Genomic DNA, 20,487 nt, shown 5'->3' on the forward strand with positions numbered 1-20,487 from the left:
TTCGCGGCAGATCGACGAACACAGGCCCAGGTCGCGGTCCGGCGACAGGGCGCCAGCAGGCGATGGGAGCCAGACATGACAGAGCATACGACGATACCAGCTTCCGGTGGCCGGCTGTCCGATCGCGAGTTGCACGACATCAATGCCTATTGGCGCGCTGCCAACTATCTGACGATCGGCCAGATCTATCTGCTGGACAATCCATTGCTGCGCGAACCGTTGCGGTTGGAGCACGTCAAGCCGCGTCTCCTCGGCCACTGGGGGACGTCGCCCGGCCTAAGCTTCATCTACGCCCACCTTAACCGCGCGATCCGGCTCAGGGACGCAAATGTGATCTATGTCTGCGGCCCCGGCCATGGTGGCCCGGCAATGGTGGCCAATACCTATCTGGAGGGCACCTACAGCGAGCTCAATCCCGACATTGCGATGGATGAGCGAGGAATGCGCAAACTCTTCCGGCAGTTCTCGTTCCCCGGCGGCATTCCGAGCCATGCCGCACCGGATGTGCCCGGTTCGATCCATGAGGGCGGCGAGTTGGGCTATTCGCTTTCGCACGCCTACGGCGCCGCGTTCGACAATCCGGATCTTGTGGTCGCCTGCGTCGTCGGAGACGGCGAGGCTGAAACGGGACCACTGGCGGCAGCATGGCATTCCAACAAATTCCTCAACCCGGCGCGCGACGGAGCGGTGCTGCCGATCCTGCACCTGAACGGCTACAAGATCGCCAATCCAACCATTCTAGCCCGCATTCCTGAAGACGAACTGCGCGCGCTGTTTGCCGGCTACGGCTATGAGCCGCTGTTCGTGGAAGGCCACGAGCCGGCCCTGATGCACCAGCGAATGGCAACTGTGCTCGATGATGCGTTCGATCGCATCACGGCTATCCAGCATGCCGCGCGCAATGGACCGGCCGCGACCGGGTCACGACCAAAATGGCCGATGATCGTGCTGCGCAGCCCCAAGGGTTGGACCGGTCCAAAAGAGGTCGACGGGCTGAAGACCGAGGGCTTCTGGCGCTCGCACCAGGTTCCCTTGTCAGGTCTTGCGGAAAACCCCGCGCATCTCAAGCTGCTCGAGGAATGGCTGAGAAGCTACCGGCCCGAGGAATTGTTCGACGCCGCCGGCGCTCCTGTCGCCACGATCCGCGCCACGGCACCCCAGGCAACGAAACGAATGAGTGCAAACCCCCACGCCAATGGCGGCCTGCTGCGCAGGTCTCTCGATCTGCCGGCATTGCATGGTCACGCCGTTGCGCTCGAGCGCCCCGGCGTCGTCAAGGCTGAGTCGACGCGGGTCATGGGCAGTTTCCTGCGCGATGTCATGCAGTTGAACGCGGCCTCGAAGAATTTTCGCATCGTAGGCCCGGACGAGACAGCCTCAAACCGTCTTCAGGACGTGTTTGAAGTGACCGAGCGCGGCTGGATGGAAAAGATCCTGCCCGAAGACGTTCATCTGGGGCGCGACGGCCGGGTGCTCGAAATCCTCTCCGAGCACACCTGCCAGGGTTGGCTCGAAGGCTACCTGCTCACCGGGCGCCACGGCCTGTTTTCCTGCTACGAAGCGTTCATCCACATCGTCGATTCCATGTTCAACCAGCATGCGAAATGGCTGGACGCCTCCCGCGACATCCCCTGGCGGCGGCCGATCGCATCGCTGAATTATCTGTTGTCCAGCCATGTCTGGCATCAGGAACACAACGGCTTCAGCCATCAGGACCCAGGATTCATCGACGTCGCCCTCAACAAGAAGGCTGACATCGTGCGGGTCTACCTGCCACCGGACGCCAACACCTTGCTGTGCGTGACCGACCATGTGCTGCAGACCTGGAACCGCATCAACGTCATCGTCGCCGGCAAGCCGCCATCCTGGCAGTGGCTGTCGATGGACAGGGCAATCGTTCACTGCCGGGCGGGGATTGGCATCTGGGACTGGGCGTCAACGGACGATGGGGCTGAGCCCGACGTGGTGATGGCTTGCGCTGGCGACGTCCCGACTCTCGAGACGCTGGCCGCCGTGCAGATCCTCAGGCAACAGGTGCCTGATCTCAGGATCAGGGTGGTCAACATCGTCGACCTGATGACTCTTCAGCCAAAGGAATATCATCCGCATGGTCTGTCGGATCGCGAGTTCGATGCGCTGTTCACCACCGAAAAGCCGGTCATCTTTGCCTATCATGGCTATCCCTGGACGATCCATCGCCTGACCTATCGACGCACCAACCACGATAACATCCATGTACGCGGCTACAATGAGGAGGGCACGACCACCACGCCCTTCGACATGACGGTGCTGAACGGCCTCGACCGCTTTCATATCGTCCAAAGCGTCGTCGACTGGGTTCCACGACTGAAGAGCATGCGGGTCGGCGTCAAGCAGGCGATGGACAGCAAGCTGCTTGAGCATCGAGCCTATATTCGCGCCCATGGACAGGATATGCCGGAGATCCTTGAGTGGAAGTGGGAACAGGATGCCGATGCCGGGCCGAAGCGTCCGGATTGAACGGATGCCCGTTCGCAAGCGCATGGGAACGGCAACCTATCGGATGGCTTCATGACCGATGCGATCCTTGTCCTGAACGGCGGTTCTTCGAGCTTGAAGTTCGCGGTCTTCGAGCGACGCGGCGAGCTCCTGCTGCTGCTGCGCGGCAATGTCTCCTCTCTCGGTCAACAACCACGGCTACGTGTCGAGGCCGCGGCCGGCAGGCCCAAGATCGACAAGAGCTTGGGCGAGGCACCGATCGATATGGGCAAGGCGTTCGCGGCGGTTGCGTCCGTGCTCGCCGAAAACGATCTCCTGCGCCGCATCGACAGGGTAGGGCACAGGATCGTTCATGGCGGGCGTGACTTCACCGAAGCGACGCTGCTCGACGAACGCACGCTCAAAGCACTGCGCCTGCTCGAGCCGCTGGCGCCCATCCACCAGCGGATCAACCTCGACATTGTCGCGCTGGCTGCTGAACTCTTGCCGCAGGCTCTCCAGATCGGGTGCTTTGACACGGCGTTTCATTCGACCAGGCCGGAGCTCGCCAAAATCTACGGGCTGCCGCGCGCACTGACTGAGACGGGCATCGTTTCCTATGGCTTCCACGGGCTGTCCTACAGCCACATCGCTGCGAAGCTGCGTGATCGCTACGGCGCGCGCACCGGTGGTCGAGCGATCGTTGCCCATCTCGGCAGCGGCGCCAGCCTGTGCGCCATGGACGCTGGACGAAGCATCGCCACGACGATGGGGTTTTCGACGCTCGACGGCCTGGTGATGAGCACGCGTTGCGGCGCGCTCGACCCGGGAGTCATCCTCCATTTACTGCAGGAGCGGCGGCTGTCTGGGGGTGAACTGGTGACGCTTCTCTATGAGCAATCCGGGCTGCTCGGTGTGTCTGGAATCTCTGGTGATATGCGGACCCTGATCGGCTCAAACGATCCCGCCGCCGCCGAGGCAGTCGACCTCTTCGTCTATCGCATCGGACGCGAGATAGGATCGCTTGCCGCTGCCATGGGAGGACTGGACACGCTGGTGTTCACGGCCGGCATTGGCGAAAATGCGCCGTTGGTCCGGGAGAGGATCAGCGCCGCCGCGGCCTGGCTCGGAGTCGGTCTCGACGGCGAGCGAAACCGAGGAGGCGAGGAGGTGGTCAGCGCTGCGAAATCCCGCGTCGATGTCCTTGTCATTCCAGCGGATGAAGAAAGCGCTGTAGCCACGGAGATTCTCAAATTCTGCAGCGGCCAAGGTAGCTAAGCGGCTGATCGCGCCCCCAACTCCCGCCGAACCAGGACCAGCGTCGCATCGTCGGGATCGGTCGTGACGGTGAAACCCATGTCGCGCTCGACCTCGATGGCGGCACGGTTCTCACGGCTCTCGATCGACTCGATGGCTTCGAGGCCAAGGTCTTCGGCATATTTCGCGATATAGGCGAGCAACTCCCAGCCAACGCCCAGATGCTTGCGATCTGCGCGAATGCAGATCGCGACCTCACCGGTTCGGTCGGCTCGATCGCTTGCCAGCGTCGCAACGGCGATCAGCATCCCGTCGGTCGAGAAGGCCAGAAAATTATGGATATGCGCGTCGTCTGAACGCGTCATCGCCACCAGCCGTTCATGCGAAACTTCCTTCACAGCGCCGAGGAAGCGGAAGCGCAGGTCTTCCGGTGTCACATGGGTGAAGAACTCCGCCAGGGTTGGCTCGTCCTCGGGACGTGCAAGGCGTACTTCGAAACGAAATCCAGTACGTGTGGTAATTGCGCTGTTCGTGGACATGGGTGGAACTCTAATCCTGGGTTGTTCTGAATGGCCGGACGCAGCGGAACCAAGTGGATATGGCTTCCTTTGGATATCTCCGTGCCACCGTTCGACGATGTCTGGTCATTCGCTCATGCAGTGGAGCGCGTCGTGCTTGACGATTTCGATGCTGCGCAGGTTGAGGAGGCGGATGACGCCCTTGTCCTTCAGCCGGGTGAAGACCCGCGACACGGTCTCTATGGTGAGGCCGAGATAGTCGCCGATATCCATGCGCGACATTGGCAACTCGACCTGCCGCAATCCACCTTGTCGCTCCGCCATGTCGACCAGGAAGGCGGCGACACGTTCGATGGCGTTTTGTCGACCGAGGACCAGGAGGTGTTCCTGCGCGCGCGTCAGACCCTTGAGCGCCAACGGCAGCAACTGACGGGACATGTCGGCGGCAGCCAGGCGAAAGACGCGGACGCCGGTGGCACTGATCGCTTCGGCGAAGAAATGATGCGTCGTGTCGGCTTCGAAGCCGAAGGTCTCACCGGCGAGGTGGAAGGCGCTTATCTGCCGGCGACCGTCGGCGAGCAGCCGGTAGATGCGCACGGCACCGAACTCGACCTGGTAGAAGGCCCCGGCCTTCTCGCCCTGGGCATAAATTTCCGCGCCGGCCGGAAAAAAGCTGATCGGCTGCAGCGGCGCCGGGTCGAATGCGTCCGGCACGCCTGGTTGCACAGAATGCGACGGCAGTGAAATCCTGGAGGCGGTGTAGGCGTGCATGGCTGTTTTCCCGGTTGTTCCGTGACACAGCAATCGCGCGAATCCGCGGGTCGCGAAATTCGGTTATATCCCTACGGGAAACTACCTAGTTGAACACGGAACCGATCTGCAGTGGCAAATGCGGCTAGGGCCCTCAACAAGCGATTGCGCTAGCCTTGGACCGAATAGACGCCTACCGTCGCTATTACGTCTCCCTGAAGGAGGGATACGGTCATGCAGGATCCCTATCGCGACTATATACACCACGAAAACGTCAAGCATTTCAGGCGCAAGCTCATATCCGAAACAGACCCGGGCCGCCGCGGCACGCTCAAAAATCTCTTGGCCGAAGAATTGGCCAGATTTGCAACAATCAAAAAGAAACCCGTCGACTGACGCCCGACTTGTTGATCCACGTCAAGCCACAAGCCAATCCGGATGCCTATGATCCCCTAGCTTTGGATAATAATGGGGAACCGTTCCGAACTCATGTCAGGTTCCGGGGCGGTTGATGCGCGACGATGTATCTTCCGCAGTTTCTGGTCGGAATGTTTGTCACCTCGACCATCGTCGCGGTGTGGACCTACGTGGTAACGGGCTGGGTCTGGACAGCACTGGGCTGGGCGATTGTCGACTTGGTCATTCTGCAGGTCGGATACTTCGTCTTTGTCATACGCCTGGTTTCCAAAGGCACCACAGCAGACGCTGAAGCAGACTCGGCGTCACTCAGCCATGTTGCGCCACCCCAACGAGGCGGCACGTTGCTTTAGCCGTGCCCTATGATCGCGACGCGTCCGTGTCAAATCAATCGCGGCATGCGCCTTGCCATGTTTTGCCAATCTCTGGGACAAGGTTGAATGCGCATTGCAATCCTGTCTGACATCCATGCCAATCGCGAGGCGTTCGACGCGGTCCTGGAAGCTGTTCGCGAACGCGGTAGTCCAGACGAGTTGGTATTGCTCGGTGATCTGGTGGGTTACGGCCCCGATCCCATCCATGTGATCGAAAGGGCAGCCCATCTGATGGCTGACGGCGCGCTTTGCATCATGGGCAATCACGACGAAGCAGTGGCGCTGAACCTGAGCAACATGACCGAGAATGCGCGTTTCGCCGTCCAGTGGACTCGCAAACGCATCGCTTCGGCGCATGTCGATTTTCTCGCGCGATTGCCGCTCTCGCTGCAGTCCGAAGACCGCCTGTATGTGCACGCCAGTGCGGAGCGCCCAGGAAAGTGGCCCTATATACGCGACGTGGACGCAGCGGAACGCTGCCTTTCGGCAAGCGACGCACGCTTCATTTTCTGCGGTCACACCCACATTCCCGCCATCTACTACGCTCTGCCCGGTCGCCGACCGATGCATTTTCAGCCGCACGACAATGTGGCTGCACCCCTGTCGGAGATGAGGCGGCACGTGGTGATCGCCGGTGCTGTTGGTCAACCACGCGACGGCAACCCGGCAGCGTGCTTTGTTCTTGTCGACACGCAGCGGCAAGAGGCCACGATGGTTCGTGTTCCCTATGATCACGAAGAAACGGCCCGCAAGATCCGCGCCGCCGGTCTGCCTGGGTGGCTGGGCATGCGTTTGAAGATCGGCCGCTGAGAAGAGGTATTCTATGCAACGGTTCGAGGCAGGGACAGTCATTGATGGTTTCGAGCTGGTCGAAAAGCTGCCCGCCGGCGGCATGGCATCGCTCTGGCGGGCGACCAACCCGCTGCACGATTTCCCGCTTGTGCTGAAGATACCGTTTCTCGACCCGGGCGGGGATGTTTCCGTCATTCTCGGTTTTGAGGCGGAGGAACTGATCCTGAAACGTCTGACGGGTCCGCATGTGCCGCGTTTTGCGGGAGCCGGCAGCTTGTCGCAGATTCCCTTTATCGCCATGGAGTTCGTGGCTGGCACCGGTCTGGCGGATATCGTCAGCAACGCGCCACTGCCCGTGGGCGAGGTGGCAAGGATTGGCGCCGAGATCGCGACGGCACTCGCTGCCCTGCACCGGCAGAAGGTCGTCCATCTCGATCTCAAACCCGAGAATGTCATTCTCGCCGAGCGCGGGGCCGTTCTCCTCGATTTCGGGCTCGCCCGGCATGCAGAGCTTCCCGATCTTCTCGGCGCGGAAAGCTCGGTGCCGATGGGCACGGCCGCCTATATCTCTCCGGAACAGGTGCTCGGAGAGCGGTCCGATCCTGCAAGTGACTTGTTCGCACTGGGCTGCATCCTCTACCAGCTGGCTACGGGCGAGGAGCCGTTCGGGCGGCCTGCGACCTTCGCGGGGATGAAGCGCAGGCTCTATCACGCGCCAAGGCCGCCGAGAGATATCAACGATGCCATTCCGCGATGGCTGGAAGCCATAGTCCTGAGATGCATGGAAGTGGACAGGTCTCGACGATATGCCGAGGCGGCACACGTTCTCTCAGACCTGAGGAACCCCGACCAGGTGGTGGTTGCCAGGCGTAAGCCCCCGACCGAGGGGGTATGGGCCGCGATCATGAAGCTGCTTCGCAAGACGGATGACAGATCGCTTGTCGGCAAGCCGACTTTGTCAAGGACGCAGGCTGGACCGTCAATTGTTCTCGCCGCAGTCGATCTGACCAATGGCAGCGATGCGCTGGCAGGCGAGGTTCTCAACGAGACCGCCCGCGTGCTTGCCTCGCGCGAGGATTCCTGGCTGGCCTGCGTAACGGTCCTGAGGACCGAGATCATAGGCGAGACGCCCGCGGCCGACGAATCCGGGCGCCCGGTTTACTTGAAACGGCTCGTGGCGCTGAAGGATTGGGCCCATCCACTTCATCTGCCGGAGGACCGCATCAGTTATCATGTGCTTGAAGCGGTCAGCCCTGCCGATGCGATCCTCGATTATGCCGAGCACAATGATGTCGGCCACATCGTCGTTGGAGCCCGGGCATCTTCGGCAATCCGCCGCCACCTCGGCAGCGTCTCGACCAAAGTGGTCGCACAGGCTCTTTGCTCGGTTTCGGTGGTCCGACTGAAGGTCGTCGAGGAACAAGCGCGACCGCTTTGACGCGTCTCGATCAGGATCCAGGGGGCGTTTGACTCGGATCGGCGCATCGGGCCTCAGGAGTGCCTGGGTCGACCCAGGTACCGCGTTCCCCCTGACAATTTCGACGGCGTCATCGAGCTTGCCGATTGCGGTAGGTTTACCCGTCGCTTCAGTGAATTCGATTGCAGCGCTGACCTTCGGCCCCATGGAGCCGGCCGGAAAATTCTTCCCCGATAGCTCCTTTGGGCTCACGCGCCGAAGCGCCCGAACGGCTGCTGTGCCATAGTCGGCATAGACGGCGTCGACATCGGTCAGCATGAGCAGCATGTCGGCTTTCAACTGGCGAGCAAGAAGCGAGCTTGCCAGATCCTTGTCGATAACGGCCTCCACGCCGCAAAGACTGCCGTCGTCCCGGGCAATCACCGGAACCCCGCCGCCGCCGGTGCAGATGACGATCACGCCGCGCTCGACCAGGAACGAGATTACCGATGCTTCTAGGATCACCAGCGGCTTGGGCGAGGGCACGACGCGGCGCCATTTGTCACCGTCAGGCGCGATCTGCCAGCCGCGCTCGCTGGCAAGCCTGCGTGCTGTTGCCTCATCGTAGACGGGGCCGATAGGCTTTGTCGGGTGAGCGAAAGCCGGATCTTGTGGGTCCACCTTCACCTGTGTCAGCAGGGTCGCGAAAAGCCTCTCTTTGAGGAGGTTGCCGAGTTCCTGCTCGATCACATAGCCGATCATACCGGCGCTCTCGGCGCCAAGCACGTCCAGCGGAAATGTGCCGCCGTCCGAAGTGGCCGCTGCCTGCAGGGCTAGAAGCCCCACCTGCGGACCGTTGCCGTGAGTGACTATAATCGAGTGCCCTGCGTCGACCAGATTCGCCAATACAGCCGCGGCGCGCACGATGTTGGCGCGCTGGTTCCCGGCCGTCATCGGTTCTCCACGGCGCAGCAGTGCGTTTCCGCCGAGCGCAACGACGATAAGCATCTCAGTTGCCGATCGTGGCGACGAGCAGGGCCTTGATCGTGTGCATCCGGTTTTCGGCCTGGTCGAAGACGATGGACGCGGCCGACTCGAACACCTCGTCGGTGACCTCCATGCAGTCGATGCCGTATTCCTTCGCAACGAAGGCGCCGATCTCGGTATCGGTGTCGTGGAATGCCGGTAGGCAATGCATGAATTTGACGTGGCGGTTGCCGGCGGCAGCCATCACCTCGCTCGTGACGCGGTAGGGCGTCAGAAGGCGAATGCGCTCGGCCCAGCCGGATTTGTCCTCGCCCATCGACATCCAGACGTCGGTGTAGATGAAATCAGCATCCTGCACGCAGCCTGTCACGTCTTCGTCGAGGCGGAAGCGGCCGCCGCTACGCTGCGCTAGGTCCTGAACATGGGCGCAGAATTCCTCGTCCGGCCAGAGCTCTTTCGGGGAAGCGATGCGCATGTCTATGCCGACCTTGGCAGCTCCAAGCGCCAGTGACAGCGCGACATTATCCCGACCCTCACCGACGAAGGCGACGGTCATGTCCGATAGATGCTTATGCGTGAATTCACGCATGGTCATGAGGTCGGCGAGGATCTGCGTCGGATGTGCCTCGTCGGTAAGACCATTGTAGACCGGCACGCCGGCATGCGCGGCAAGCAGTTCGGCCTGGTGCTGGCCAAAACCGCGATATTCGATCGCATCATACATACGGCCGAGGACGCGAGCGGTGTCCTTCATGGATTCCTTGTGGCCGATATGACTGCCAGTGGGGCCGAAATAGGTGACGTGAGCGCCCTGGTCATAGGCAGCTACCTCGAACCCTGTGCGCGTGCGCGTCGAATCCTTCTCGAAGATCAGCGCAATGTTTTTTCTGACAAGACGCGGAATCTCGTGCCCGGCGAGCTTGGCGGCCTTCATGTCGGCCGCCAGCTTGAGAAGAAAGCGGATCTCGTCGGCCGTGAGATCGTCCAGGGTCAGGACGGAGCGGCCGTGAAGATTGATCGACATGGAAAATTTCCTTTCGGGTCAGATCGGGTCGCGGACAATCGGACAGGTCATGCAGTGCCCGCCGCCGCGACCGCGGCTGAGTTCGGCGCCTTCGACCGTGATCACTTCAATCCCGGCGCGGCGCAGCAGCGTGTTGGTGTAGACGTTGCGGTCGTAGCCGATGACCACGCCAGGCTCGACTGCCACGACATTGTTGCCGTCATCCCATTGCTCGCGCTCGGCCTCGTAGCGGTCGCCGCCGGTGGCGATGATGCGCAGCGATTTCAGTCCAAGGGCTTCGGCAACCACGGCCGTGAATGGTTTTGTCTCATCGGTGACCTCGACCGCCGCCTCTCCATCGCCCGGCCGCAGCGAGAAGGTGCATAACCGGTCGACCACCGGCGGATACAAGGTGACAAGATCGCGATCGCAGAAGGTGAAGACGGTGTCGAGATGCATGAAACTGCGGTCCCGTGGCATCAAGGCGGCAATCACGCGGGTGGCTTCGCCGGCAGCAAACAGGTTGCGCGCGAGATCGCCTACCGCTTGCGGCGTGGTGCGCTCGCCCATGCCGACGAGAACCGTTCCACCCCCGATCGGCATGACATCACCGCCTTCAAGGCTGGTGCCGGTGCCCAGGTCTGGCGACACAAAAGGCATGCCGCTGTCGCGAAAGCGGGGATGGAAGCGATAGACGGCTTCGACATTGGCCGCTTCCGGGCGCCGCGCGGGCCAGTACATGGGATTGACCGAGACCGAGCCGTAGACCCAGCAGGAGCTGTCGCGGGTGAACAGCTGGTTCGGCAAAGGCGGCAGCACGAAATCCTGGGGCGCGAGCGTCCTTCCGGTCAGGCCCTTGGGTTCGAAAGGAAGCTCCGCCCGGGCAATGCCGCCTACAAGGTAGGACGACAATTGCTCCGGCGGCATCTCGTTGAGCCATCCGCGCATTTCGTCGACCATGTCGAGCCCGACGACGCCGGGATGGACCCGGCGGTCGAGAAGCCAGTCGCGGGCCTTGGCGAGGCGCATTGTCTCAGCCAAGAGCTCACCGAAGGAATGCACCAGCACGCCGCGTTCGCGCAAGGCATCGACAAAGACATCGTGTTCCTGGCGAGCTCGCTTGACCCACAGCACGTCGTCGAAGAGAAGCGCCTTGCAGTTTTCCGGTGTGAGCCTGCGCAGGCTGAGGTCCGGACGATGGACCATAACCTCGCGCAGTCGGCCGACTTCGGAGTGAACACCGAGACTTGTCATCGAACCGGTCCCCTCACAGCGCGCTGACGGCGCCGGTCCACATCTCGTAGACGGCGAGGATGGCGACAGCGATGAGGGTTCCGGCGAGGGCCGCTTCGGCAGGATGGAACACACGCTGATTGGTTTCGCGGCGCGCCCAGATGTAGAAGATGATGCCGGGTGCGTAGAGGATGGCGCACATGAACAGGTATGCGGGCCCCGCCGCGTAGACGAGCCACAGTCCGTAGACCGTTGCCAGCAACCCCGTAAAAAGCGGCCCGATGCGCTGCTCGCCACCCTCGTAGCTCTCTCCGGTCAATGCGAGCTTGGCCGCGTAAGCTCCGGAAAAGATGTAAGGAACCAGGATCGCGGCCGACGCAATGTAGAACAATGCCTGATAGGTGCTCTGGGCGAAGAGCGTGATCACCAGGAAGGCCTGGACGAGCAGGTTGGTGATCAGGAGCGAAATCGAGGGTACGCCGCGGTCGCTTTCATGGCCGAAGAATTTGGGCATCGTGCCGTCCTTGGCGGCGGCATGCGGAATTTCGGCGGCCAGCAGCGTCCAGCTCAGGAAGGCGCCGATCACGGACACGACAAGCGCGATGTTGATCAGGATGGCACCCCAGGGACCGACAACCGCCTCCAGGACACCGGCCATGGACGGGTTCTTCAGCGCGGCGAGTTCGGGTTGGCTCAGGATGCCGAGCGACAGCAGCGACACCAGAGCGTAGAGCGCCAGGCAGGTGAAGAAGCCGAGCACTGTCGCCGTAGCGATGTCCTTGCGTCGCTCGGCACGGCCGGAGAAGACGCTGGCGCCTTCGATGCCGATGAAAACCCATAGGGTCACCAGCATCGTGCTTTTCACCTGTGCGGTGATCGAGCCGAGATTGGCGCTGCCGAGACCCGTGAAGTCGAGAGACCAGACCTGCAGTTTGAAGGCGACGGCAACAACCCCGACGAACAGGACGATCGGTGCGATCTTCGCCACCGTGACGATGAGGTTGACTACGGCAGCCTGCCGGATGCCGGCCAGAACAAGGACATGGATCAGCCACAGCAGGATCGATGCGCCGAGCACCGCTTGCCAAGTGTTTCCATCGCCGAAGGCCGGAAAGAAATAGGACAGGGCGCTGAACACGATGACCGCGTAGGAGACGTTGCCGACCCAGGCGCTGATCCAGTAGCCCCAGGCGCTGTTGAAGCCGATGAAGGGTCCGAAACCGGCCTTGGCATAAGCATAGGGACCGGCATCGAGCTCGGGCTTGCGGGTTGCAAGCGATTGATAGACGAAGACCAGCGCCAGCATGCCTACAGCTGTGATCGCCCAGCCAATCAGGATTGCAAGAGGACCGGCACCAGCCGCCATATTCTGCGGTAGGCTGAACACGCCGGAGCCGACCATCGAGCCGATCACCAATGCGGTCAGGGACCCCAATCGAAGTTTCGCTGGCGCCGCGGTCGCGACTTTCGCAACAGGGATGTTGAAATCAGCCGTAGTCATGATGCTCTCCCCAAATTGAAGGCTCTGATGGGAGGCAATGAACAGGAAGAACGGGCCGGCAGCTTTGACGCGGGTCAATAAGCGGTTGCTGAATAAGAAGAGTGGCGTTGGTGTTCCGGTTTCTGGGTCGCCGCACCAATACCTGCTCTTATCTTTGTCCGCTCCGCCCATGTCGCATCGCGCGCTTCCAGGGAAATGTTGAACAAGGAGCGACCGACTTGCGCCCCCGAAATCGGCCGGGGCGCAAATCGGATTTGGTCTATTGGTAGGTCGTCAGGCGATGTCCGCCGGTTCGGCTTTGCGTTTTCTCCCCGTGATCATGGCCCGTACCAGGTTTTCGCGATGGCGAAAGCTTGCCAGCACGACGCCGCCTATATGGAAAAGGATCAGCACAAGTAAGCCGTGCGCGCTCAGGCTGTGCGCCGTTTCGACCCACGACACGCCGAAATAAGCGTCCGTCGTCATCAGCCAACCGGTCAGTGCGGTTGACCCCATCGCCGCGATCAGCACGACCACCATTGCGCCACCGGCCGGGTTGTGGCCGATGTAGCGGGCTTCGCGACCGCTCAGTATTGCCGAGAGATAGCGCAGCACCGTCGCCGGGTCGCGCACGAATTGAGAGAACCGCGCATAGGGCGTGCCCAGAACGCCCCATAAGAGCCGCATTGCGACCAGCGCGGCAGCGGTGTAGCCGGCCCAATGGTGAATGTCCTCGGAGGAATGGGAGGTGAGCCAGGCCGTGACGAAGCTGAGCACAAGCGCCCAGTGGAAACTCCGCACGACCCGGTCCCAGACGCGCACCATCTCCGGCGATGGTTGCGCGTCCGCGGCTATGGAAACGTTTCGATCAGTTCTCGCCGGCTTCGGCATTGTCGAGCTTTTCAAGGGTCTCGGCATTGTAGGCCAGATTCACTTTCTTGCCGGCCTTGTCGACCGCGTAGACCTCGTAACAACCCTTCTCGACCTTGATCTGGCGGACGGTAAGGCCTTCGCCGGTCAATTGCGCCTCGAGGGTTGCCTTGGGCTTGAACTGTGATTTCGGGGCGGTGCTGCAGCTGCCGCCGGCGGCGAGCGCCGGTCCTGCAATCATGCCAGCAAGAGCGGCGAGGACGAGTGTGCGATACATGATGGCTCCATTCGGGAGGTTGGGCGCGGCGATGCGCCTTGGGGGTGGATTTCGATCGATTCGATCAGACGGCGATATGACCGTCATTGGTGCGGCATAACCAATTCAACCTGACAACTGGCTGACAGCTGCATCGGCGCCGCTGGTCGGGCTCGCCGGTCAGTTTGATCTGGCGCAAGGACGGCGGGTGACGCCACGAGCAGGATGATTGCCGGGATGCGGAGCGCTTCTGCTGCCGTCCTGAAGGAGGACCGTCATGAAAACCATATCGAGAAGAGCAGCGCTCGGGCTTGCTGCCGCAATGCTCATGGCCGGCAGTGCTGGTGCTGCCCAGGCTGCCGCGCTTGTCCAGGTCTCGCTTTGGGACAAGGGCGCGAGTACGGAGATGCCGATGGGTCTTGCCTATGCAACGCCAGGACTCGATCTCGCCAAGGCGACCATGGGCATCAAGGTTTTGCCCGGTGCGGTGAAAGCCGGGGAGGTCACATTCAATGTGAAAAACGACTCCAAGGACACCGTTCACGAAATGATCGTGATGTACCTTGCCGATCCGGGCAAGCCGCTTCCTTACGTCGAGGCCGAGAACCGGGTCGACGAAGACAAGGCTGGCGACAAGGGCGAAGTTTCGGAGCTCGATCCCGGCAAATCAGGCACATTGACCGTCGAACTGAAGGCTGGAAAATACCTGCTTATCTGCAACGTTCCAGGTCACTTTGGCGCCGGAATGTGGGCCGAGTTCACCGTCGATCCATAAACCCCAGAACAAGGCAGCGCCAAGAGCCTGTGACGTGTCGCAGCTTTCGAAAGCTTGCCGGGATCGCATCCCATCGCCTGATGTCGCTATAGCGGAGGAAGTGGATCGTAGTCGGCTTCGTTTGTTTCCGGGGCAACATGGAGCGCGTCATGAGAGCAATGGTGCTCGAAAGCATCGGCACTCCCTTGAAACTGGTCGACAGATCCGACCCCTTACCGGGGGTGGGTGAGATCAGGTTGAAGGTCGAGGCATGCGCTGTCTGTCGGACCGATCTGCATGTCATTGATGGCGATCTGCGTCATCCAAAATTGCCGCTGATTCCCGGTCACGAAATCGTCGGCATCGTCGATTCCGTGGGCAAGGGCGTGGCGCGTTCCAGGATCGGGCGGAGAGTCGGTGTGCCATGGCTTGGGCACACTTGCGGGCATTGTCCCTACTGCGCCACAGGAGATGAAAATCTTTGCGATCAGCCAGATTTCACGGGCTACACACGCGATGGCGGCTTTGCCAGCCATGTCGTTGCCGACGCCCAATTCGCCTTCGATCTGGACCAGGATGCCGATCCCATATCGGTGGCGCCGTTGCTCTGCGCCGGCCTGATCGGCTGGCGATGCCTGAAGAAGGCCGGTGACGGCAAGCGGCTCGGGATTTACGGCTTCGGCGCCGCCGCGCATATCGTCGCTCAGGTCGCGATCTGGCAAGGCCGTGAGATTTTCGCTGTCACCCGGCCCGGTGACGAGCAAGCACAGGATTTCGCGCGCTCGCTTGGAGCGACCTGGGCGGGCGGTTCGGATCAACTTCCGCTCAAGCAGCTCGACGCCGCGATCATCTTCGCTCCTGTGGGTGACCTGGTGCCGATCGCGCTTGGTGCCGTCCGCAAGGGCGGCCGGGTGGTTTGCGGCGGCATCCACATGAGCGGCATTCCGGCAATGGCCTACGAGTTGCTCTGGGAAGAGCGTGAACTGGTATCGGTGGCAAACCTGACGCGCCGCGACGCCGGAGAGTTCTTCCCCATTGCCAAGCGCGCGCAGGTACGCACCCACACCAAAATCTACCCGCTGGAACAGGCCAATCAGGCACTGGACGATTTGAGGCAAGGCAGATTGAGCGGCGCCGCCGTCCTGGTGCCGTGATTGACAGTTGAAGATTATCTGGCCCGCTCGCCGAGATTTCGGATCTGGCTGATCCACTTCGCGCGGGTCGCATCGCTGGCGCCGGCGACCATGCCGAACAAGGTCTCGCGCACCGGACTGATGCCGACAAAATGCAGGATGCTTCGCTTCATGCCGGCGATGCCGTGTCCAAGGAACCATAGCCGGTAAAGAACGGAGGGCATGCCCATCGTCACCACAACGCGCGCGGAGCGGCCGCGAAGCAATGTCTTGGTGAAGCCGCCGCCCTTGTCCGGATAGGCAAAGGCCGTTCCCGGCCGCATGACCTGTTCCAGAAATGCTTTGAGCATGGCCGGCATGGTCCCAAGCCACAGAGGAAAGACAAATACAATGTGCTCCGCCCAGACGATCGCTTCGGCTGCGTCCTTCAGCTCATCGGGAATCGAACCGTGCTCGAACTCCTGCATTGTCCGCAGCATCGGAAAATCGATCGCCGCCAGATCGACCCGGCGGACGGCGTGCCCCGCCTTCTCCGCGCCCTCGCCATAGGCCCTGGCGAGACCGCGGCGGAGCCGGTCCGGGGACGGGTCGGGATGGCCGACCACAATCAAGATACGTCGCGACATGGTCTACTCCCAGGGAGCCTGGCGTTGCCGCGTCAGGGCCGCTCGACCCTCGCCACCTGGTAGGTGTGCATGGCGCCGTTGCGCTCGATCGACACATACTCACCGGTCACGAACCGTTCGTCGCCGAGATGAAAGCCGATTTCGTCATCGCGATCGCCTTCGGCGTAGTCGAAATACCACTGCCCGCCGGGCTTGCGCCTCAGCCGGCCGATCAAATCCTCCTCGCCGGTGCGAAAGCGGCGAACACGGCAAGAGGCCCTGTGCGATTTCCATTCGTCGGCATCGATCCGGCCTTCGCCGGTCAACGGAGCCAGCACGTCATAGCCTTCTTCACGGTCGCCCTCCGGGTGGCCCTTTTCACGCGCGAGCAGCAGTCGGACATTGCGGAATTTCGGGGTGAGGTCCTTCAAACTGGTCATGGCGAGCTCCTTTTACGGAGTTTCATAGAGCGGTGGCGGGACCTAGCCCTTGATCCGCATCAAAGAACGCCCGAGCACAGCACTTCTATCCAGGACCGAGCAACAGCAGGGCGCTGATGCCCATGGCCGCGGCGATCAGTGTTGTGACGGCCAGTGGCAACCAGAACCTGACCGGACCAGCAAATACTGCGAGCGACAGGCGACCGATCGCGTTTGCCGCCAGCGCCGCGAGCACGGCCTGGCCCACGGTCTCGACGGACACGGAATGCTTGACCAGGCGCAACGCGCCAAGCACCGAGACATCGACATCGAATGCGCCGGCCAGCGCCGAACTCGCCAGCAGACCGCGCCCACCGAATTGAGCGGCCAGCCCGGCACTTGCGGTCGCGACGATGGCAAAGAGCAAGGCGAAGAGCAGCAACGGGCCTAGTTCGAATGGATTGCGCGCGATCGCGCTGCCTTCACCGTTCCCGCTGTCACGAGTCAGCAGCAATGCGCCGCAGACAGCGAAGGCAAGCGCTGCGGCAATCGCCGGAATGACGACCGATGCGAGCACGCTTGGCTCGACGATCAGAACCACGGCGCAGACGCGGAGCACCGAAACCATTGCAGCCAGGGATGCCGCCCCGGCGAGCGGCAGCAGATTGCTTGCCGACGCGGCATTGCGGGCAAGCGCCAAGGTCACCGCTGTAGAAGAGACGATTGCACCGGTGAGCGAACTGACCAGTAGACCACGTGTATTTCCCAGAATGCGAACAGCCACGTAGCCGGCGAACGAAATCGAGGCCATCAGAACCGTCAGGAACCAGACTTCCCAAGGATTGAAACCGCCCCACGGGTCCATTGTCCGGTTTGGCAGCAGGGGCAAGACGATCGCCGTCATCACCGCAAGAATCAGAGCCGACCGGAGTTCGACCCAGGTCAGTCGCTTCAAAAGACCATGCAGGACCTCGCGGCTGGCTAGGATTGCCGCCAGTGCCGCCCCACCGGCAGCAGCAGCACGGTAATCGCCGGCGACGGAAAGCGCGCCAAGGGCAAAAACGCCCAGGCCCGCGATCACGCTGGTGACACTGAAATCCTCGTCATGGGCAGCCTCGCGCGCTTTGTACCAGGCAAAGATTGCCGCAAAGGCGATGAAGCCGCCGACCAGCACCGATACCGAGCCTAGTGCACTGGCCAGCGCCGCGAGCACGCCACCAAGCAGGCCGGATATGCCGAATGTCCGGATGCCAGCTGTACGACTGCGATCGGGCGCATCCCGCTCCTGCCAACCACGCTCCAAGCCGACAAGAAGACCTATTGCGAGGGCCAGTCCAAGCCGGGCGATGAGCGGGTCCATTGGCGCGACGACTTCAGGCGGTCACAGTCGGCAGGCGGTCGCGAACCCACCTGACGATCTGGCCTGCCGTCATTGCCCCAGATGTGCGTGCAAGTTCGCGCCCGCCATGGAACAGGATCATCGTCGGGATGCCGCGAATGCCTAGCCTTGCCGCGACGGCCTGCTCATTTTCGGAATTGAGTTTGATCAGGCGAACATGCGGCTCCAGTTCACTTGCCGCCGCTTCATAGGCTGGCGCCATCATCTTGCAGGGGCCGCACCAAGGTGCCCAGATGTCGACAACAACTGGCAGGCTGCTGCGCGCGATCTGATGCTCGAAACCAGCGGCGTCGACATCATCGGGATGCCCCGAAAACAGCCTGGTCCCGCACTTTCCGCATTTTGCCTCACTGGCATTGCGGGCGGGCGGCAGGCGGTTGACCCCACCACATTTGCTGCAAACCACCAGATTTTGCTGTGCCAAAGCCATTCACCGATTTTGTTCTCGATCACTATGCGCGCCACAGATGCCCATCGCCAAGGGTGCGCAACGCGTTGAGGATAACCGTTACGTCGATCCCTTCCTGAAGCAGCGCTCCGGCAACCGGCGTGATCTGCCCCATGGCCGCTGCGATCATTGCCAACCCCGACAGCACCAGCCCGGCGATGATGCTCTGCAAGGCGATCGATCGCGTTCGCCGTGCAATCCGAACCGCATCGGCGACGGGCAGCAGCCTGTCGGTCAGGACGATGACGTCCGCCGCCTCGGAGGAGGCGGTCGCACCTCGTGCGCCCATAGCGACGCCGACCGTTGCCGCCGCAAGCGCAGGGGCATCGTTGATGCCGTCGCCGACCATCATCGTCGGTGCCGAGGCTTTCTCTGCTTCGACGGTCGCGACTTTTTCGGCAGGGGTCGCATCGGCGACTAGGGCGTCGAGGTCGAGCAAGACTGAGGTGCGCTTGGCTGCGACGCCGTCGTCGCCTGTGAGCATGACCATGCGCGTTATGCCGGCAGAGCGCAGTCTGCCGAGTGTATCGTGCGCATCAAGACGCAGGGCGTCGCCGAAAGTGAAGACACCGGCAAGTCGACCTCCTAGTGCTACAAAAACCCTGAGTACTGGCTCGTCCCGGTATTTTTCTTCGCCGCTTTTCGCCCAGTCGGGCAATGGCTTGTCGGCGAGCACGAGAGCCCGCGATCCTGCGGCAATAGACATGTTTTCGACCCGACCCTTCAGGCCGGCACCGCGATGCTCGCGGACATCACGCGGATGCGACAGCACCAGTTGCTTGCCGCGCGCCGCCCGGATAATCGAGTCGGCGAGCACGTGGTGCGAGGCCTGTTCCAGGGATGCCAAAAGCTGCAGCAGATGGTTCGCGTCACGGCTGGGCGCGGCCTCGATTTCGATGAGCTCGGCGCCGCCGATGGTCAAGGTCCCCGTCTTGTCGAAGATCGCGGTTTGGACTTGCGCAAGCGCCTCCAGCGCCGTGCTGCCTTTCATCAGGATGCCGGCACGCGCGGCGCGCGAGACGCCACCGATGAAGGCAACAGGCGCGGCGAGGATGAGCGGGCAGGGTGTCGCGACGACCAGTACGGCCAGCGCCCGGATTGGATCGCCGGAGATGTACCAGGCGGCACCGGAGACCAGCAATGTGACTGGCAGAAGGAACAGGGCGAAGCGGTCGGCCATTCGGATGAACGGGGATTTCGCGGTCTGCGCTGCAGCGACCATGCGAACGATCGCGGCATAAGTGCTCTGCTCCGCGAGGGCAGAAGCCCGCATGCTGAAGGTCTCGCCCGCATTGACGGTGCCGCTGCGCAGCACATCGCCTGCGCTGCGCCGTTCCGGCAGGGGTTCTCCGCTCACCGCGGACTCGTCGAGGGAGGCCGAAGCATCGAGCAGGATGCCGTCGACGGGGAGCAGTTCGCCGGCCCGGACCAGAAGCTCGTCGCCCACATCAACGTCCTCGACGGAGATGGTTTCTGTCCCCAGCGTTGACGTTCGGTGGGCGACACGCGGCGATCGGTCGGTCAATGCCTTGAGGTTCCGTTCCGCGCGGCCGCGAGCGAAATCCTCAAGCACCGTGCCGCCGGCATACATGATCGCGACTACCACCGCCGCCAAGGGCTGGCCGAGCAGCAGGGCGGCGGACATTGACACCAGCGCAATCGCATCGACACCGAAGCGGCCGATCCAGAAATCACGCAGGATAGAGATGGCGAGAGCCGCCACCACGGGCAAGGTCGCCACCGTCCAGATCGTGTTGGCTTCAAGGGGGCCGAGCCCGGTTCGCCAAACTCCGATCCCAACGGCGAGACCCAAGATGGCAATGACCAGCAATGCGCGTCGCAAGGTGGACTCGTTCATGCGATGCCCTTCGATTTGATCGATGCTCGCCAATTTTCGTCAGCGCTGACGGGGCGCGTCGAACTCGGGCAACAGCTAATA

The 20,487-nt window shown here is 62.1% G+C and carries 20 protein-coding genes and 1 pseudogene; 8 read left to right on the top strand and 13 right to left on the bottom strand.

All coding sequences use genetic code 11. The features are described 5' to 3' along the window. Positions 1 to 75 precede the first annotated feature (75 nt). Together AC56QX_RS23585 and AC56QX_RS23590 are read left to right on the top strand one after the other, a co-directional pair. Positions 76 to 2,499: a phosphoketolase family protein gene (locus AC56QX_RS23585; protein ID WP_497110936.1), complete on the top strand. Its 2,424-nt coding sequence runs from the start codon at positions 76 to 78 to the stop codon at positions 2,497 to 2,499. 51 nt (positions 2,500 to 2,550) lie between these two features. After that, positions 2,551 to 3,735, top strand: a complete 1,185-nt coding sequence (locus tag AC56QX_RS23590) for an acetate/propionate family kinase (RefSeq protein WP_497110937.1) — start codon at positions 2,551 to 2,553, stop codon at positions 3,733 to 3,735. Here the strand turns inward: AC56QX_RS23590 and AC56QX_RS23595 are convergent. Both AC56QX_RS23595 and AC56QX_RS23600 read right to left on the bottom strand, forming a co-directional pair. Next, positions 3,732 to 4,253: a GNAT family N-acetyltransferase gene (locus AC56QX_RS23595; RefSeq protein WP_172231139.1), complete on the bottom strand. Its 522-nt coding sequence runs from the start codon at positions 4,251 to 4,253 to the stop codon at positions 3,732 to 3,734. The genes AC56QX_RS23590 and AC56QX_RS23595 overlap by 4 nt on opposite strands. Positions 4,254 to 4,358: 105 nt before the next feature. Then, positions 4,359 to 5,003 carry a helix-turn-helix domain-containing protein gene (locus AC56QX_RS23600; RefSeq protein WP_497110938.1) on the bottom strand — a complete coding sequence of 215 codons (645 nt, stop codon included), beginning with the start codon at positions 5,001 to 5,003 and terminating at the stop codon, positions 4,359 to 4,361. 213 nt (positions 5,004 to 5,216) lie between these two features. Between AC56QX_RS23600 and AC56QX_RS23605 the strand changes: the two genes are divergently transcribed. The 4 genes from AC56QX_RS23605 to AC56QX_RS23620 all read left to right on the top strand — a co-directional run bounded on the left by AC56QX_RS23605 (position 5,217) and on the right by AC56QX_RS23620 (position 8,003). Continuing rightward, positions 5,217 to 5,378: a hypothetical protein gene (locus AC56QX_RS23605; RefSeq protein ID WP_497110940.1), complete on the top strand. Its 162-nt coding sequence runs from the start codon at positions 5,217 to 5,219 to the stop codon at positions 5,376 to 5,378. A gap of 125 nt (positions 5,379 to 5,503) precedes the next feature. Next, positions 5,504 to 5,752, top strand: a complete 249-nt coding sequence (locus AC56QX_RS23610) for an exopolysaccharide production repressor protein (RefSeq protein WP_497110941.1) — start codon at positions 5,504 to 5,506, stop codon at positions 5,750 to 5,752. Between the two features lie 87 nt (positions 5,753 to 5,839). Continuing rightward, the gene (locus tag AC56QX_RS23615; RefSeq protein ID WP_497110942.1) at positions 5,840 to 6,583 is read left to right on the top strand and encodes a metallophosphoesterase family protein; all 744 of its coding nucleotides are present in this window, start codon (positions 5,840 to 5,842) and stop codon (positions 6,581 to 6,583) included. Positions 6,584 to 6,665: 82 nt separating this feature from the next. Further along, positions 6,666 to 8,003 (top strand): protein kinase domain-containing protein, encoded by a 1,338-nt coding sequence (locus AC56QX_RS23620; RefSeq protein WP_497117854.1) that lies wholly within the window; start codon positions 6,666 to 6,668, stop codon positions 8,001 to 8,003. A gap of 141 nt (positions 8,004 to 8,144) precedes the next feature. Here AC56QX_RS23620 and arcC read toward each other — a convergent pair. The 6 genes and pseudogenes from arcC to AC56QX_RS23650 form a co-directional block, all read right to left on the bottom strand. Next, a pseudogene (arcC, locus tag AC56QX_RS23625) lies at positions 8,145 to 8,969 on the bottom strand (carbamate kinase); the annotation flags it as partial. 1 nt (position 8,970) lies between these two features. After that, positions 8,971 to 9,972 carry an ornithine carbamoyltransferase gene (gene argF, locus AC56QX_RS23630; protein ID WP_497110944.1) on the bottom strand — a complete coding sequence of 334 codons (1,002 nt, stop codon included), beginning with the start codon at positions 9,970 to 9,972 and terminating at the stop codon, positions 8,971 to 8,973. Positions 9,973 to 9,990: 18 nt separating this feature from the next. After that, positions 9,991 to 11,205 (bottom strand): arginine deiminase, encoded by a 1,215-nt coding sequence (locus tag AC56QX_RS23635; RefSeq protein WP_497110945.1) that lies wholly within the window; start codon positions 11,203 to 11,205, stop codon positions 9,991 to 9,993. Positions 11,206 to 11,218: 13 nt separating this feature from the next. Then, positions 11,219 to 12,685, bottom strand: coding sequence for an arginine-ornithine antiporter (gene arcD / locus AC56QX_RS23640; RefSeq protein ID WP_497110947.1), 1,467 nt, complete (start codon positions 12,683 to 12,685; stop codon positions 11,219 to 11,221). Positions 12,686 to 12,958: 273 nt separating this feature from the next. Beyond that, positions 12,959 to 13,489, bottom strand: a complete 531-nt coding sequence (locus tag AC56QX_RS23645; protein ID WP_497110949.1) for a cytochrome b/b6 domain-containing protein — start codon at positions 13,487 to 13,489, stop codon at positions 12,959 to 12,961. 43 nt (positions 13,490 to 13,532) lie between these two features. Next, complete coding sequence (locus AC56QX_RS23650; protein WP_056587822.1) at positions 13,533 to 13,811, bottom strand: PepSY domain-containing protein; 279 nt, start codon at positions 13,809 to 13,811, stop codon at positions 13,533 to 13,535. Positions 13,812 to 14,112: 301 nt separating this feature from the next. On the opposite strand from AC56QX_RS23650, the gene AC56QX_RS23655 reads away from it, so the two are divergent. After that, positions 14,113 to 14,565, top strand: coding sequence for a sulfocyanin-like copper-binding protein (locus tag AC56QX_RS23655; protein ID WP_497110950.1), 453 nt, complete (start codon positions 14,113 to 14,115; stop codon positions 14,563 to 14,565). 149 nt (positions 14,566 to 14,714) lie between these two features. Then, positions 14,715 to 15,698: a zinc-dependent alcohol dehydrogenase family protein gene (locus tag AC56QX_RS23660; protein ID WP_497110951.1), complete on the top strand. Its 984-nt coding sequence runs from the start codon at positions 14,715 to 14,717 to the stop codon at positions 15,696 to 15,698. A 14-nt stretch (positions 15,699 to 15,712) separates the two neighbouring features. Here the strand turns inward: AC56QX_RS23660 and AC56QX_RS23665 are convergent, their stop codons facing one another. The 5 genes from AC56QX_RS23665 to AC56QX_RS23685 form a co-directional block, all read right to left on the bottom strand. Next, positions 15,713 to 16,303, bottom strand: coding sequence for an NAD(P)H-dependent oxidoreductase (locus tag AC56QX_RS23665; protein ID WP_497110952.1), 591 nt, complete (start codon positions 16,301 to 16,303; stop codon positions 15,713 to 15,715). A 32-nt stretch (positions 16,304 to 16,335) separates the two neighbouring features. After that, a complete protein-coding gene (locus AC56QX_RS23670) occupies positions 16,336 to 16,722 on the bottom strand; it encodes a hypothetical protein (protein ID WP_497110955.1) in 387 nt (128 codons plus the stop codon). Positions 16,723 to 16,807: 85 nt separating this feature from the next. Continuing rightward, the gene (locus tag AC56QX_RS23675; RefSeq protein ID WP_497110956.1) at positions 16,808 to 18,061 is read right to left on the bottom strand and encodes an MgtC/SapB family protein; all 1,254 of its coding nucleotides are present in this window, start codon (positions 18,059 to 18,061) and stop codon (positions 16,808 to 16,810) included. 13 nt (positions 18,062 to 18,074) lie between these two features. Then, positions 18,075 to 18,524: a thioredoxin TrxC gene (gene trxC, locus AC56QX_RS23680; protein WP_497110957.1), complete on the bottom strand. Its 450-nt coding sequence runs from the start codon at positions 18,522 to 18,524 to the stop codon at positions 18,075 to 18,077. Positions 18,525 to 18,552: 28 nt separating this feature from the next. After that, positions 18,553 to 20,406 (bottom strand): heavy metal translocating P-type ATPase, encoded by a 1,854-nt coding sequence (locus AC56QX_RS23685; RefSeq protein ID WP_497110958.1) that lies wholly within the window; start codon positions 20,404 to 20,406, stop codon positions 18,553 to 18,555. Positions 20,407 to 20,487 lie beyond the last annotated feature (81 nt).

This window comes from Mesorhizobium sp. RCAM 06353 (assembly GCF_059683585.1).

Bases quoted from the DNA above. Each gene is read 5' to 3' on its own strand.
- AC56QX_RS23585 (WP_497110936.1), top strand. From the start codon at position 76: ATGACAGAGCATACGACGATACCAGCTTCCGGTGGCCGGCTGTCCGAT.
- AC56QX_RS23590 (WP_497110937.1), top strand. From the start codon at position 2,551: ATGACCGATGCGATCCTTGTCCTGAACGGCGGTTCTTCGAGCTTGAAG.
- AC56QX_RS23595 (WP_172231139.1), bottom strand. From the start codon at position 4,253: ATGTCCACGAACAGCGCAATTACCACACGTACTGGATTTCGTTTCGAA.
- AC56QX_RS23600 (WP_497110938.1), bottom strand. From the start codon at position 5,003: ATGCACGCCTACACCGCCTCCAGGATTTCACTGCCGTCGCATTCTGTG.
- AC56QX_RS23605 (WP_497110940.1), top strand. From the start codon at position 5,217: ATGCAGGATCCCTATCGCGACTATATACACCACGAAAACGTCAAGCAT.
- AC56QX_RS23610 (WP_497110941.1), top strand. From the start codon at position 5,504: ATGTATCTTCCGCAGTTTCTGGTCGGAATGTTTGTCACCTCGACCATC.
- AC56QX_RS23615 (WP_497110942.1), top strand. From the start codon at position 5,840: ATGCGCATTGCAATCCTGTCTGACATCCATGCCAATCGCGAGGCGTTC.
- AC56QX_RS23620 (WP_497117854.1), top strand. From the start codon at position 6,666: ATGGCATCGCTCTGGCGGGCGACCAACCCGCTGCACGATTTCCCGCTT.
- argF (WP_497110944.1), bottom strand. From the start codon at position 9,972: ATGTCGATCAATCTTCACGGCCGCTCCGTCCTGACCCTGGACGATCTC.
- AC56QX_RS23635 (WP_497110945.1), bottom strand. From the start codon at position 11,205: ATGACAAGTCTCGGTGTTCACTCCGAAGTCGGCCGACTGCGCGAGGTT.
- arcD (WP_497110947.1), bottom strand. From the start codon at position 12,685: ATGACTACGGCTGATTTCAACATCCCTGTTGCGAAAGTCGCGACCGCG.
- AC56QX_RS23645 (WP_497110949.1), bottom strand. From the start codon at position 13,489: ATGGTGCGCGTCTGGGACCGGGTCGTGCGGAGTTTCCACTGGGCGCTT.
- AC56QX_RS23650 (WP_056587822.1), bottom strand. From the start codon at position 13,811: ATGTATCGCACACTCGTCCTCGCCGCTCTTGCTGGCATGATTGCAGGA.
- AC56QX_RS23655 (WP_497110950.1), top strand. From the start codon at position 14,113: ATGCTCATGGCCGGCAGTGCTGGTGCTGCCCAGGCTGCCGCGCTTGTC.
- AC56QX_RS23660 (WP_497110951.1), top strand. From the start codon at position 14,715: ATGAGAGCAATGGTGCTCGAAAGCATCGGCACTCCCTTGAAACTGGTC.
- AC56QX_RS23665 (WP_497110952.1), bottom strand. From the start codon at position 16,303: ATGTCGCGACGTATCTTGATTGTGGTCGGCCATCCCGACCCGTCCCCG.
- AC56QX_RS23670 (WP_497110955.1), bottom strand. From the start codon at position 16,722: ATGACCAGTTTGAAGGACCTCACCCCGAAATTCCGCAATGTCCGACTG.
- AC56QX_RS23675 (WP_497110956.1), bottom strand. From the start codon at position 18,061: ATGGACCCGCTCATCGCCCGGCTTGGACTGGCCCTCGCAATAGGTCTT.
- AC56QX_RS23685 (WP_497110958.1), bottom strand. From the start codon at position 20,406: ATGAACGAGTCCACCTTGCGACGCGCATTGCTGGTCATTGCCATCTTG.